General features: G+C 55.3%; 9 protein-coding genes. All 9 read left to right on the plus strand.

The features are described from left to right. Positions 1-3: 3 nt before the first annotated feature. The gene (gene tssK, locus BEA93_RS20960; RefSeq protein WP_000118766.1) at positions 4-1,347 is read left to right on the plus strand and encodes a type VI secretion system baseplate subunit TssK; all 1,344 of its coding nucleotides are present in this window, start codon (positions 4-6) and stop codon (positions 1,345-1,347) included. Further along, the gene (gene tssL / locus BEA93_RS20965) at positions 1,344-2,663 is read left to right on the plus strand and encodes a type VI secretion system protein TssL, long form (RefSeq protein ID WP_105225018.1); all 1,320 of its coding nucleotides are present in this window, start codon (positions 1,344-1,346) and stop codon (positions 2,661-2,663) included. Before tssK ends, tssL begins: the two co-directional genes overlap by 4 nt. Beyond that, positions 2,663-6,529: a type VI secretion system membrane subunit TssM gene (tssM, locus tag BEA93_RS20970; protein WP_001515761.1), complete on the plus strand. Its 3,867-nt coding sequence runs from the start codon at positions 2,663-2,665 to the stop codon at positions 6,527-6,529. Before tssL ends, tssM begins: the two co-directional genes overlap by 1 nt. After that, positions 6,529-7,293: a TagF domain-containing protein gene (locus BEA93_RS20975; RefSeq protein ID WP_001250469.1), complete on the plus strand. Its 765-nt coding sequence runs from the start codon at positions 6,529-6,531 to the stop codon at positions 7,291-7,293. Before tssM ends, BEA93_RS20975 begins: the two co-directional genes overlap by 1 nt. Positions 7,294-7,484: 191 nt before the next feature. After that, positions 7,485-8,219 carry a hypothetical protein gene (locus BEA93_RS20980; protein WP_105225017.1) on the plus strand — a complete coding sequence of 245 codons (735 nt, stop codon included), beginning with the start codon at positions 7,485-7,487 and terminating at the stop codon, positions 8,217-8,219. After that, on the plus strand, positions 8,216-8,587 hold the full coding sequence (locus BEA93_RS20985; RefSeq protein ID WP_105225016.1) for a hypothetical protein: 372 nt from the start codon (positions 8,216-8,218) through the stop codon (positions 8,585-8,587). The genes BEA93_RS20980 and BEA93_RS20985 overlap by 4 nt, the downstream gene beginning before the upstream one ends. 24 nt (positions 8,588-8,611) lie before the next feature. After that, entirely contained in the window at positions 8,612-10,825 is a 2,214-nt protein-coding gene (locus BEA93_RS20990) for a type VI secretion system Vgr family protein (protein ID WP_105225015.1), read from the plus strand. 23 nt (positions 10,826-10,848) lie between these two features. Further along, entirely contained in the window at positions 10,849-11,292 is a 444-nt protein-coding gene (locus BEA93_RS20995; protein ID WP_000203117.1) for a DcrB-related protein, read from the plus strand. 19 nt (positions 11,293-11,311) lie between these two features. After that, positions 11,312-14,156: DUF6531 domain-containing protein (locus tag BEA93_RS21000; protein WP_105267659.1), on the plus strand; the 2,845-nt coding region annotated here is incomplete at its 3' end.

The following is a 14,156-nucleotide window of genomic DNA, read 5'->3' on the forward strand; positions in this document are numbered from 1 at the left end:
ATTATGAGTTGGAATAACCGGGTAGTCTGGAGTGAAGGGCAATTTTTGCTGCCACAGATGTTTCAGCAGCAGGAACGCTATCTGGAACATGTCATTCATTACCGCAGTTTGCCTCTTTCCCCCTTTTTCTGGGGCTTCAGTGAATACGGCATTGACAGTGAAGCACTGAACATCGGAAAGCTGGTACTCACGAAGGCTTTTGGGGTGTTTGCCGACGGAACACCGTTTAATGCGCCGGGACACACACCACTACCGCCGCCTCTTACCATCCTGCCAGAGCACCTTAACCAATTGATTTATTTGGCGGTGCCAATACGCACACCGAACAGCGAAGAAACCAGTTTTGGCAATAATCCAGAATCGCTGGCACGCTTTTCGGTTCATGAAAATGAAATCCGTGATGCAAACTCATTGGGGCGCGGCGCACAACTGTTGCAACTCAGCCACCTGCGCCTCCGTCTGTTGCCGGAAAAGGCGGTGACGGATGCGTGGATCGGCCTGCCGCTGACACGTATCACAGCATTGCATCCAGAGGGGCGGGTTGATATTGACGAAGATTTGATCCCGCCGGTGGTGAACTATCAGGCAAGTTCACTGATATGTACATGGTTGTCGTGGATCAACGATCTGATCAAAATGCGGGCAAATTCTCTGGCTGAGCGATTGACGGGCAGTGATAAACACGGCCATGAGGCGGCGGAAGTGTCGGATTACCTGCTATTGCAAATTCTCAATCGTTTTGGCCCCTTACTGATCCATATGTCGAAAACGCCGCTGTCGCCTGAAGTGCTCTATCGTAATCTTTGCGCACTGGCCGGAGAACTCTCTACCTATGTGCGTCCGCAAACACGCCGTCCGGAAAAATATAAAGAATATAAGCACCTGACGCCCTATGCCGGGCTGAAATCGGTGGTAGATGAGGTGCAGTATCTGCTAAATGCTGTGCTGATCCGCGGGGCGCAGCGAATCACTCTGGAGGAGGGAACTTACGGTATTCTCAATGCGGTGATTGAACCTACCGAACTGTCAGATTTCAGCTCGTTAGTATTGGCGGTGAAGGCGCAGATGTCCGCCGAAACCTTGCTGCAACATTTTTCGGCTCAGACCAAAATAGGGCCGTCCGAACGCCTGCCGGAGCTGATTCGTTCGCACCTGCCGGGCCTTGCTTTACAGGTGCTGCCGGTGCCGCCGCGTCAGATTCCGTTCCAGTCCGGTTATATCTATTACGACATCCGTCGCGACGGCGTGCTGTGGGAACATATCGCCCGCTATGGCGGCATGGCAATGCATACCGCCGGAGAATTTCCAGGGCTGGAGCTGGAGCTGTGGGGAGTTCGCGATAAATGACCGACGATATTCTGACGCATCCTGCGATGAATACCCAGCCATTCCAGCCATCAGTGGGGGGGACAAAACCACCTGATAATGAAGGTTATGATATCGCAATACAGGACAGCCTTCGCAGGGAAGATATAAAGGTGGTGGTTGAAGACGGCCCGGATATGAAACTCCGGCTGGCCGAAATCACCGCTGCCGCTAATCCCCTGCTGGCGGCGGCAAGTCCGCTGCTGTGCGCACTGGCGCAGATGCCCCGTGAACTTGCCCCTGCTTTTGTCGAACATTACCGCGCCCTGCTGGAGCGTGAAGTTCGTCGGTATCAGACGCTGTGCGACCAGGCAAACCTGCGCCGCGAACATGTGTTGGCGGTGCGCTACTGCCTGTGTACGTCGCTTGATGAAGCCGCCAACAACACCACCTGGGGACGACGCGGTGTCTGGGCTGGGAAGAGTCTGCTGGTCACTTTTCATGGCGAAAGTGAAGGTGGCATCAAACTATTTCAGATAATTGGTCGTCTGGCCTCCAGCTTCCAGGAGCACAGCGATGTGCTGGAAATTATTTACCACATTCTGGGGCTGGGTTTTGAAGGTCGCTACAGCGTACGGCCCGACGGACGTAAGCAACTGGACGATATTCGCCAGCAACTGCTGACCCAACTGGTCCAGCGCCGCGATCCGGTCACGCCGACGCTCTCGCCGGGATTTACCGGAGCTGTCAGCGGACGGATGCGCCGGATGCGCCGGGTGCCGGTCTGGCTGAGTGCCGGAATAGCTCTGCTGGTGATGCTGACGTTGTTTGGCCTTTACAGCCACCGGATGAATCTCGCCACCTTAACCGTACAGCAGCATATCGACGCCATCGGTAAACACCTGTCGCCGCCACCGATTCCGGTGCACAAACTGCGACTGAAGATCCTGCTGGCGAACGAAATTGCCCGTGGCCTGCTGACGGTGGAGGAAGATGACCATCACAGCCGTGTGATCTTCCGAGGCGATACGATGTTTATACCGGGGCAGAAAACCGTAAATGATGCGCTCCGCCCGGTGATTGATAAGGCCGCGCGCGAGATTGCGCGTGTGGGCGGTGCGGTGACGGTGACCGGTCACACCGACAGCCAGCCTATCCACTCCGCTGAATTCCCGTCGAATCAGGTGTTATCAGAAAAACGTGCGGCAGAAGTGGCTTCGTTGCTGACGTCCGGTGGCGTTTCGGCCAGCCGGATCCGGGGTGTCGGGAAGGGGGATACCGTACCGGTGGCCGATAACCGCACTAAAACCGGACGGGCGCAGAACCGCCGGGTGGAGATTCTGGTGGTGGAACAATAATGCAAAAATTTCTCAGTCTGCTGTTTTCCCGCCGTGCGCTGGTCGTTGTCTGCGTGGTGGCGTTGGCGCTACTGGTCTGGTTTCTCGGGCCGCTGGTGGCGTTTGATACCCTGCATCCGCTTGCATCCGTGGGGAGTAGGGTAGTCACTATCGTTCTGTTACTAATGTTCCTCGCGCTGTGGCTGGTGAATTGGTCGATGAGCATCATTGGCGTGACGGTTCTGTGCCTGGTTATCGGCTTTGTCTCACCGTTGCTGGCCTTCGGTGACGTTCGCCCGTTTGCGCCGCTGTGGCTGCGTCTGACGCTAATCGGCATGATCCTGCTGAGCTATGCGCTGTATGGCCTGTACCGGCTTTGGCGGGCGTTGCGTCTGGATGAACAACTGCTGCGCCGTTTCTTGCATCCGCGCGGGGAAGACGTACCGGTGGCAGGGGAAATTAAGGCCGATCTGCGCACCGTCAGCCATATTTTCAACCGCGCCATCCGACAACTGAAACAACTGCGTGTGGATCTACCTGGTTGGCGTAAGGTCCTGGAAGGGAAACGCTTTCTGTACGAACTGCCGTGGTTCATGGTTATCGGCAGCCCCGGTGATGGTAAAACCACCGCGCTGCTTAACACCGGGCTACAGTTTCCGCTGGCGGAACAGATGGAGCAGACCGCGCATATCCTCACCGTGCCGGGCGGCGGCACGTTGCACTGCGACTGGTGGTTTACTAATGAGGCTGTGCTCATTGACACCGCCGGGCGCTATGCCCGCCACGATGATGGCGGTGAAATCAGTGCAACCCAGCGCAACGCCGGGGAATGGCAGGGATTTCTGGGGCTACTGCGTAAACACCGTCCCGGCGCGCCGCTGAACGGCGTAATTTTGACGCTGAATGTGGCAGATTTGACCGCACAATCCCCGGCTGAACGGCTGGCTGCCTGTGCAGCCCTACGTGCGCGGCTGGCGGAACTGCGGGAGACACTGGGCATTCGTTTCCCGGTTTATCTGGTTGTCACCAAAATGGATCTGCTACCCGGCTTTACGGAGTATTTCCGTGGATTGACCAGTCACCTGCGTGCTCAGGTCTGGGGCTTTACTCTGCCATACAGCCGCAGGCGTCACGCCAGTGATTCGCAGTCACTGCATGCGCTCTGTGGTCAGGAACTGGCAAATCTGACGCTGCGGCTGGATCAGGGGATGGATAGTCGGTTGCAGGAAGAGTACGACCTTAAAAGCCGCCAACGGCTCTACCGCTTCCCGCGTGAATTTGCCGCGCTGGGCACGCCATTGCTGGAAGCCATTGAACAGATTTTCCTCGATTCAAAATTCGATGCTACCCAGCTTAACAACACCCTGCGCGGGGTATTTTTCACCAGTGCCGCACAGGCGCAGGCAGACGCCGTAGCAGACCAGACGGGCATCTGGCAGCGTTTTGTCCGGGCAATAAAAGGGAACGAGGAGTCTCCGTCCCATACTCTGCCGGATGGCAACCGAAGCTATTTTCTCCATGACCTGCTGACTAAATTTATCTTCCGTGAAGCGCACATGGTGGAGCCGAACCTTCAGTGGGCCTGGCGTTACCGCCTGCTGCGTACCGGTGGGCATCTGCTGGTACTGGCGCTGGCTTTCTGGTTGTGGCAGGGAATGCAGGGCAGCCAGCAGGGTAACAGCGATTATCTGCATGAAATCACCAACCGGACGACCCAACTGGATGATGACGTCAAAGCCTATACCGGAAAACCCGCCATGCAGCCGGTTCCCGCATTACTGAACCAGGCGCGGGCGCTCTCTGCCTGGCCGGGGTTGGATCCGGACTCACCGCCGCTGGCCTGGCGTTATGGTCTTTACAGCGTCCCTCCGGTGATGGAGAGCGTGGCATCCTTGTATGACCGCCTGCTTGACCAGTTACTGCTACCGCCGTTGGTGAAGCGCATGGAATACGTACTTTCGGATGCGATTGCCCGTCAGGACAGTAAAGCTGCCTATGACGCTCTGCATGTTTATCTGCTGCTGAACCTCGATAAAGACCACGAGGACAAATACAACGCCGCGGAGATCCACGCCTGGGTGTTGAACGATCTGAACAACCGCGACAGCGTGGCGGATTTCGGCGGTCGCGCAGCCGTGCTGGAACATATCGATGCTCTGTTTGACGGCAGTCGCGTGGTGCATTCGCCATACGAAAAAGATGAGGGGCTGATCCGCCTGGCGCGAGCCTTTCTTGACGGTCATACCAGCACCGAGCGTATCTATACTCGTGCACTGGCTTCTATGGAGAGCGAAGCGCCGCAGGAGTTTTCGCTGGTTCGTGCCGTGGGCGCGGATGCGGGAACGGTTTTTGTCCGCACGGATGGTGCGCCATTAGATCGTGGCGTGCCTGGCATCTTCACCCGCGAAGGCTACCGGGAACTGTTCGACAAACGGCTGTCGGAGTTTGTCGCCGCCGCATCAGCGGATGACGCCTGGGTGATGGGGCGCGAAAGTGCGCAAAAAAAAACGACTGAGATTGTAATGAGCCAGTTACCGGGACAGGAACTCCCGATTACCCGTGAAGTCCGTCGCCTGTACCTCGCTGAATATGCCCGCCGCTGGCAGGATTTTCTGGCAAGCATTCACAGCATCAACAGCGCTGGGGAAGACGGCAGCCCCGGACTGGCGTATGACCTTCAGGTGCTGCGTACTCTGGCCTCACCTGATTCCCCGCTGATGCGGCTGAGTAAAGTCGTGGTAGATCAGACCACCCTGGTGCCGCCGCTGGATGCGCAGGCCAGACAAAAGCAGATGGCTCAGCGAGCGCAGGATCGGCTTTCCGGTAATGCGGGGAAAGCGGTACAGACGGCGAAGCTGTTGCAGGACATCCATCCGGAAGAACGTCTGGAGAAAACACTGGTGGATGATCGTTTTGCCGCATTGCGGGAAGTGGTTTCCGGGCGTACGGACAGCGCACAAGGGGGCAGCGCACCACAGCTTAATTCGTTGCTGACGATGCTCAATGAGTATTACACCCAGCTCACCATTGCCGACAGTGCGCTGGCGGCCAGCACATTACCGGGCCGCATTTCGGCGGCGGATAAACTTCAACTGGAGGCAGCAAAACTGCCTGCACCGCTGAAAAATATTCTGCTGGATTTAACACAGCAGGGGACGCGCAAAATCAACGCCGGAACGGGTGAAGTGCTGAATGCGCAAATGGAGGCGGTGATCGGTGATGAGTGCCGTGATGCCATTGACGGACGCTACCCCTTTGCTGACAGCCCACAGGAAGTCAGTGCGGATGATTTTAACCGTATCTTTGCCAGCGGCGGCGTGCTGGATGCTTTCTGGACGAAGCAACTTGCCCCGCTGGCGGACACTGCCAGTAACCCGTGGCGCTACAAGCCGACCGAAGGCAACATGACATTGCTCGGGCCGGATCTGACACCGTTTCAGGAAGCAAAGCAGATCCGTAGCGTTTTTTTTAACGGGGAAGGCGGGAAAAAGTTCTCCTGGGCGATGCAGGTCCGCGTCGTGGATATGGACCCTGCCATCACCGAACTGGTGATTGACATTGACGGGCAGGTGCTGCGTTACGCTCACGGCCCGGTCAGGCCGCTGAAAGTGAGCTGGCCCGGGCCGCGTAATGGCTCAATGGCGGAAATCACCGCCAGCCCGCGCATCCGCCAGGACACCTCGACGCTACTGACTAACGGGCCGTGGGCGCTGTTTCATCTGCTGGATGCGGGTAACGCGCAGGAGACAGCGGTACGGGGAACTCAGCAGGTGGAGTACAGTTTTGATGGGCGGCGGGTGGTGCTGGAGATTACCGCTGGGCGGGATTTTGACCCGGTGAACCGGGGGCTACTGCAACGCTTCGCCTGCCCGGAGAGGACGCTTTGATGCGCCGGGCTACGGCAGTATCGGCTCCGGCGATGTTCGGCAGACTGCCGGACCAGCGGGACTACGTGCGCTGGCGGGTGAGTGCGAACGAAGCGCAGGTGTGGCAGGCATGGCTGAACCAGCAGACGTGGCTGGGACAGGGGCGGCATATTGTTCTGCCGGAAGGAACGGATGCTGCGAAGGCTGGAGCAAACAACGGCTGGATGCACCTGTCACCGCGTGAGAAAAAGACGCTGCCGGAGCACCACCCATTGCCGTGGAGTTTTGTGCTATCGCCGGGGTTTCTCCCCATTGGCGGGCGTGATGAATGGCTGACCGGAGTATTGACCGCATCGCGGGACAGTACGGGCAGACCGTGGCCGCTGGTGATTTATCAGCGTGCCGGACGGGAATGGCTGGAAGAGAGCCTGGATGACACGCAGGGCTGGTTGTACTGGCTGGCGCAGTTGGCGGCAGTATATGTCTCACCACAGACAGAATGCTGCGGGCGGCTGGCAGAGCAGACAGATCAACTGTGGGCGATGTGGCGGCCGGGGCCGCGCTGGGCGCAGTGGCTGCGCGGCTTGCGACGTGTACCGCAGCGTAGCCGGGAACTCACCGGGCTACCGGACGCGCCGATAGTGGAATTGCCTGGTGTGCGCCACCTGCCGTGGCCAGGCTGGCCGGACAAAATGCTGGCGCAGGCGCAGCAGGGGCAAGGCTGGTTCTGGCAGCAGAACAGCGAGGGGCGGTATGTGGATGCGCTGCGGTTGGAGAAAAAATAATGTGCCCACGAATGCTGAGAATAGCTATACAAAAATATGACGATAAACGTGTAGATGGGAAACAAATATACCCCTGAACTTCAAGTTGATTGCTATTTGTTGACTTCAGGCTACCCCTGGTCCCGTCTGCATTGGTGGGTAAGCAATCATCTTCAGGTTTATTGGATATATAGCAATATAAGGAGGTGAACATGGGTAACTCTCATGATGAGGCTATTCAGCAGGCATACGATGCTTATGACGACTTAATGCTGGATAAACGATATATCAGGGACAATGATGCCTGGGGAGATTTAAGAATTGACCGTGAAAATGGTGCAATCTCATTATTGCTGAGATGGAAATATAATTGGATAAAAAGATGGGATGCAAAAACTGATTGGACAGATATGGAGAAAAATACCTTTCATGGGAAAGTTATTTTTGTCATTAATCAAACATGGAATAATAAGATTTTTTTATCCGTTTCTGGGAAGTCTGAGTTTGTCAGTAAGTTTAATGGTAAGGATTTACCTTTCACAATAGAAATAATTCAGACTGATCGTCATGGGTATTGGGATGTAGTGGTGTTTAAAATTGATAATGATGATCCAAATAGTTTTCGTCAGAGTTCCATTTTCTGGAATAGTCGATACGTGGAACTTGACTCTAAAGATATAGTTGCTGCAGCTAAATGTCTTGGTTCATCAAAAATTTGTCATGAGCAAATAGGGTTGTCTCACGAGCTTGGGCATATTATTGGATATCTTACTGATGAATACTATAGTGATGATGCAGATAAAGCAACTACACCATTCTCCGGGGATGCCAGTGCGTTAATGAATATTGGTATGGAGCTGCGCTCTCGTTATATGGGAAATGTCATTGAGCGGTTAAATAGAATGGTTCCGGGTTCTAATTTTTTTGTGAAAAGCGTAAAAAAATGAAAATAATATACGCTGTGATTATTTTTTTGATAGTGGGTGGGGCGAAAAATAACATGTCTGATATTCCTGGGCATGCTTATCTGAATGCGAGTGGTGTGTATAATGGAGTTGAAGAGAATGTTCTATTAAATAACTATGGTCAGCCAGCGTATGAATTTATAAAACCTCGTTATAAATTTGTTGGTGAATATTATATAGAAATTGAAAATACCTATCGCTCAACAAATCCTGAATTCAGAAATATCCCCATCAAAGAAATATTTTGGCATTTGCCGGGGGATTTAAATCTGACATGTTTTTTTCATTATAAAGATGGACAGTGGCGGGTTATTTCTTATTTTTTCTGGCCGCCGGGCGCTAAATTCTAATCCGATATTAAAGGAATAAATATCATGAGTTTTGTATCTACGGGTAATAAATCTGGCAGTAATGGTGGGCCAGCCATCACCACGCCGCCAATAGCCGGAGAAAGTAGTGCTGTAAGCGCAGGTTCAGCCGCAACAGATGTAGCTGATGCAGCCGAACAGATGGCAGAACAGGCAGCAGCGGATCTGTTTGGTGCGCTGCCGGAACCATCGGGACTGGTGAAAGCGGCGGTAGCCGCAGCGCAGGCCGCCGCTGCGGCGGCAGGGATCTCGGATATGGCTGGCGCAGTTCAGGATGTGGTGGCGTCGCTTGCAGCCGGTGGACCGGGGGCGCATAACATCACTGTAAGCGGTAGTGCGGTGCCACCGCAGATGCTGTTGTTCGCGGGGATGAATGGTTCGGAAGGGCTTGGAAATCTGTTTTCCTACACTGTGCAGCTTAAAACTCCAGACACCCTGAACCTGGGCTACGTTTCGCCCGCCGCCAATCTGCCGCTCAAGCCGATGGTGGGCAGAGATCTGTGCGTCAGTATCGAACTGGACGGTGGCGGAAAACGGTATATCAGCGGGCTGGTGACCGCTGCGCGGGTAGTCGGCCATGAGGGACGTTCGGTCACGTATGAATTACGCATTGAACCGTGGCTGAAACTGCTGACCCACACCAGTGACTACAAAGCTTTCCAGAACAAAACCGTGGTGGATATTCTCAGTGAAGTACTGGATGAATATTCCTTTCCGGTGGAAAAGCGGCTGGTGGAAAATTATCCGCCCCGCGCCTGGCAGGTACAGTACGGTGAAACTGACTTTGATTTCATTCAGCGCCTGATGCAGGAATGGGGGATTTACTGGTGGTTTGAACACAGTGAGAACAGCCACACGCTGGTGCTGGCTGATGCCATCAATGGTCATAAAGCATGCCCGGACTCGCCGCTGGTGGAGTGGCACCAGGAAGGACTGAAGCTGGATAAGGAGTTTATCCACACCATTACGGCCAGTGAGAAGCTGCGTACTGGAAAGTGGGTGCTGGACGATTTTGATTTTATGAAGCCACGTTCGCTGCTGAAAAGTACCGTAGCTAGTCCGCGCGATACCGGTCATGCTGAATATGAGCATTACGAATGGCCTGGTGATTACTTCACTACGGGAGAAGGTGAGATGCTGACGCGCATTCGTATGGAAGCACAGCGCAGCCCCGGCAGCCGTGTTGGCGGGGCGGGAAATATCCGCACCCTCATGACGGGCTACACCTTCACGCTGATGAATCATCCGACGGCAGAAGTTAACCAGGATTACCTGTTGGTACAGACCACGCTGTTTTTACGGGATAATGCGCAGCACAGCGGTCAGAACCAGCATTTTACCTATGTCACCACGTTTGAACTGCACCCCACCTGCGAAGTTTACCGTCCACAGCGAACCCTGAGCAAACCCCACACCAAAGGCCCGCAGAGCGCCATCGTCACCGGCCCGGCGGGGCAGGAAATCTGGACGGATAAATATGGGCGGGTGAAGGTGCAGTTTGGCTGGGATCGTTACGGTAACAATGACGAAAACAGCTCCTGCTGGATCCGTGTCAGCTATCCGTGGGCGGGGAAAGGATTCGGCATGATCCAGATCCCGCGCATCGGCCAGGAAGTACTGGTGGACTTTAAAAATGGTGACCCGGATTTACCGATAATCATCGGGCGCACCTACAACCAGGACACCATGCCACCGTGGGGGCTACCGGGCATGGCGTCGCAGAGCGGGATATTCAGTCACTCGTTAAAGGGCGGGCCGACGAACGGAAACATGCTGCGCTTTGATGACAAAACGGGTGCGGAAGAAGTGAAGTTCCACGCGGAAAAAGACCTGAATACTACGGTAAAAAACAATGAAACGCATACAGTCATGGTCGATCGCACAAAAAACATTGTTAAAAATGAAACCATCAGCGTGGGAGAAGACCGCAATGCCACCATCACAAAAAATGATGGGCTTTCCGTCAAACAGGCCCAAACCATCAATGTCGGAACGACATATCGTCTGGACGTTGTCGATCAATTTACCCTTCGCTGCGGCAATGCAGCGCTTGTATTACACAAGGATGGCTCGATTAAGTTTTGCGGAAAACAACTTTTACTGCACACCAGCGATGTTATGCAACTCATTGGCAGTGGAATTGATATGAACCCGGATGGCGGCAAAGCCATGACTGCGGATGATATTGCCCCGTTACCTACCCCGGACGCTTCTGAATAAAAAATATAAAAGGAATTTTTTCTATGACCAGCCTTTACCGTATTCAGGAGGGCAGCTTTGCCCTGCCTGAAACTTTTCTTGACCGCACCGTCAATATCTTCGTCCCGTCGGGCAATGAGAGAGCATCACCCAGCCTGAATATTTCCCGCGACACGCTCAGGCCAGAGGAAAACCTGACGACCTACATTGATCGCCAGATAGCATTGATGAAAAAAAACCTTGGCCAGCATCGGGTACTTTCGCGGGGAACGGCACTGGCGGGAGCCGGCGAAGATGCCATGACAGGTGAGCAGATCCTCGCCACCCACCGTTCTGGAAAAACAGAAGTGTATCAGCGTCAGGCCGGGTTTATCACCGGGTCAGCAAAGGTACTGGTGTTGACGCTGACCAGTCAGCGCCCTTTTGATGAGCACACCGACCAGCTATGGACTGCATGGTTGACCAGTTTTCAGCCTGCTAAAAACTAAAAAACAGGGAGGTTTTATCATGTATGAAGCCGCACGGGTGGATGATCCTATCTACCACACCAGCGCCCTTGCCGGTTTTTTGATAGGGGCCATCATTGGCATTGCCATTATTGCCGCCGCCAGCTTTGCTTTTGCTACCTGTGGTTTTTTTGCCGGACTTGTTCTGGGATTTCTGGCTGATCAGATCGCTTCCGGAGTCCTGCAACTTGGGGAGGCCATCGGGCGCTCGATACATTCCACAGCAGGAAAAATTCTGACCGGATCTGATAATGTCAGAACTAACAGTCGCCCGGCCGCGCGCGCCGTACTGAGTACGGTGATATGCGAAGACCATTCTCCGGAAATCCGCATTGCCCAGGGTTCCGGCAACATCTACATCAACAGTCAGCCTGCCGCCCGAAAAGATGATCATACTGAATGTGATGCGGTGATTGAGGATGGCTCCCCCAATGTCTTTCTCGGCGGCGGTACGCAGACGGTACTGGAAATCAGCCCGGAAATCCCGGACTGGCTGCGTCAGGTTGTGGATGTGCTGTATGTGGTCGCCGGAATGCTGGGGGGGCTGGCTGGAGCCTCGCGTCAGGCGACAAAGATGGGCTCGAAATTTGGCACAAAATGCGCGGCAAAATTTATTGGTGGCGAAATTGCCGGGATGGGCATTTCCGAGGCCGCTATGGGATTGTTCAGCAACCCGGTTGATGTAACTACCGGGCAAAAAATTCTGCTGCCGGAAACGGATTTCACCCTGCCGGGCCGCCTGCCTGTTACCTGTTCGCGCTTTTATGCCAGCCATCTGGAAACTGAGGGGCTACTGGGCAAAGGATGGCGGCTGAACTGGGAAATAACCCTGCGCACCGATGAGAAATATATCACTCTGATTGGCGGCCAGGGGCGTGAGTTAAGTTATCCGAAAGACATGCTGACGCCGGGGCACCAGATATTCGATCCGGAAGAGCAGTTTTACCTGAGCCGCCTGCATGACGGACGCTATGTACTGCATTACACCGACCGCAGCTATTACATATTTGATGAATTTGATGACCACGGCGTCGCACCGTTACTTTTTATGGAGACGCCCTACCGACAGCGTATAGCTTTCGGGCGAGAGAACGGCAGGCTGGTGCGGGTGGCTTCCAGCAGCGGGCACCATCTGTTATTGCACCGCACAATGACCCCGGCGGGGGAAAGACTTTCGCATATTGAACTGGTGAAGGGAGGACGTCCCGGTAACCTGGTGGAATATCGTTACGACAATAACGGGCAACTGACCGGTGTGGTGAACCGGGTCGGTGTGGCAGTGCGACAGTTCGCCTATGAAAATGGCCTGATGGCAGAGCACCGCAACGCGACGGGCTTCACCTGTACCTACCGCTGGGAAGAGATTGAGGGGGTTCCCAGGGTGGTGGAGCACTCGACCAGCGATGGCGAGGATTACCGGTTCCGCTATGATTTTGCTGGCGGGCAGACGGTGGTTACCGGCAGGCCGGGGCATAAGTGGCAGTGGTGGTTTGATGAACAGACGTATGTGACTGCGCACCGGACGGCGGGCGGGAGGATGTACCGCTTCACGTACAACGAAAACCATTTTCCCGTAGCAGTTGAACTCCCCGGCGAACGCAGGGTAACGCTGGAATACGACACCCTGAGTCGGGTGGTGAAAGAGACGGATCCGGCAGGCCGGGTGACACAGACGCAGTGGAACGGCAGTTTTGATGAAATCACTCGTCGTGCGCTGGATGACGACCATGTGTGGAAAGCAGGTTACAACGAACACGGTCAGGTAATACAGGAAACAGACCCGGAAGGACGCGTCACGCACTACGGGTATGATGAACAGGGGCTGGCAGTCAGCCGCACGGATGCGAGGGGCGGCCTGGTTGCGCTGGTGCACGATGCGCGCGGTCAACTGGTGCGTTACACCGACTGTTCAGGGCGCGCCACGGGTTATGAATACGATGAAGACGGCAACCTGACGGCGGTGACGGACGCGGAAGGGAAAACGGTACACATCAGCTATAACCGTCTGGGACAGCCGGAGACAGTCAGCCATCCGGGCAAACAGCAGGACCGTTACACCTGGAACGCGCTGGGATTACTGAGCAGCCACCGTCGTCTTACGGGCAGTATACAGAGCTGGCAGTATACGCCGCGGGGGCTGTTGACGCTCCACACGGATGAAGAGAAACGGGAGACGCGCTGGCATTACACTGCGGAGGGGTGGATTGCCAGCCTGAGCAACGGCAACGGGGCGCTTTACCGGTTCAGTCACGATGCGGATGGACGACTGACGGGAGAACAGCGCCCGGACGGCCTGATACGGATGTTTGCGCTGAATGCGAGCGGGTATCCGGTCATCATCCAGACGCAGGGTACAGAAGGCGGGGTGCGCAATGAGCGGCAGGAGCGTGATGCGCTGGGCCGCCTGTTGCGCAGTGACACGCAGCACAGTACACGGACCTTCAGCTACAACCGTCTTGACCAGATAACGGAGGTGACGCTCACTCCCACGGAAGAAGGTGAGCGGCTGCACCACATGCAGGCGGACAGGGTGCGCTTCGCGTATGACCGCAGCGGGTGGCTGACGGCAGAGCACAGCGTACACGGCAGCATAAAGTACCGGCGTGACGCGCTGGGCAACCCCACCGATATTACCCTGCCGGACGGGCAGCACCTCAGCCATCTCTATTACGGCAGCGGGCATCTGCTCCAGACGGCGCTGGATGGTATCACGGTCAGTGAATATGAGCGTGACAGTCTGCACCGCCAGGTGATGCGCACCCAGGGGGCGCTGACGACGTTCAGCGGCTACAACGCCGACAACCGGTTAAGCTGGCAGCGCAGCCTGCCAGGCGGCAGCCGGAGTC

The sequence above is a fragment of the Escherichia sp. MOD1-EC5950 genome, from assembly GCF_002965345.1.
GTDB classification, from domain to species: domain Bacteria; phylum Pseudomonadota; class Gammaproteobacteria; order Enterobacterales; family Enterobacteriaceae; genus Escherichia; species Escherichia marmotae.

What these genes read in the sequence shown, in the direction of transcription:
- tssL (WP_105225018.1), top strand. Translation starts at nt 1,344, where the DNA reads ATGACCGACGATATTCTGACGCATCCTGCGATGAATACCCAGCCATTC.
- BEA93_RS20980 (WP_105225017.1), top strand. Translation starts at nt 7,485, where the DNA reads ATGGGTAACTCTCATGATGAGGCTATTCAGCAGGCATACGATGCTTAT.
- BEA93_RS20990 (WP_105225015.1), top strand. Translation starts at nt 8,612, where the DNA reads ATGAGTTTTGTATCTACGGGTAATAAATCTGGCAGTAATGGTGGGCCA.
- tssM (WP_001515761.1), top strand. Translation starts at nt 2,663, where the DNA reads ATGCAAAAATTTCTCAGTCTGCTGTTTTCCCGCCGTGCGCTGGTCGTT.
- BEA93_RS20985 (WP_105225016.1), top strand. Translation starts at nt 8,216, where the DNA reads ATGAAAATAATATACGCTGTGATTATTTTTTTGATAGTGGGTGGGGCG.
- BEA93_RS20975 (WP_001250469.1), top strand. Translation starts at nt 6,529, where the DNA reads ATGCGCCGGGCTACGGCAGTATCGGCTCCGGCGATGTTCGGCAGACTG.
- BEA93_RS20995 (WP_000203117.1), top strand. Translation starts at nt 10,849, where the DNA reads ATGACCAGCCTTTACCGTATTCAGGAGGGCAGCTTTGCCCTGCCTGAA.
- tssK (WP_000118766.1), top strand. Translation starts at nt 4, where the DNA reads ATGAGTTGGAATAACCGGGTAGTCTGGAGTGAAGGGCAATTTTTGCTG.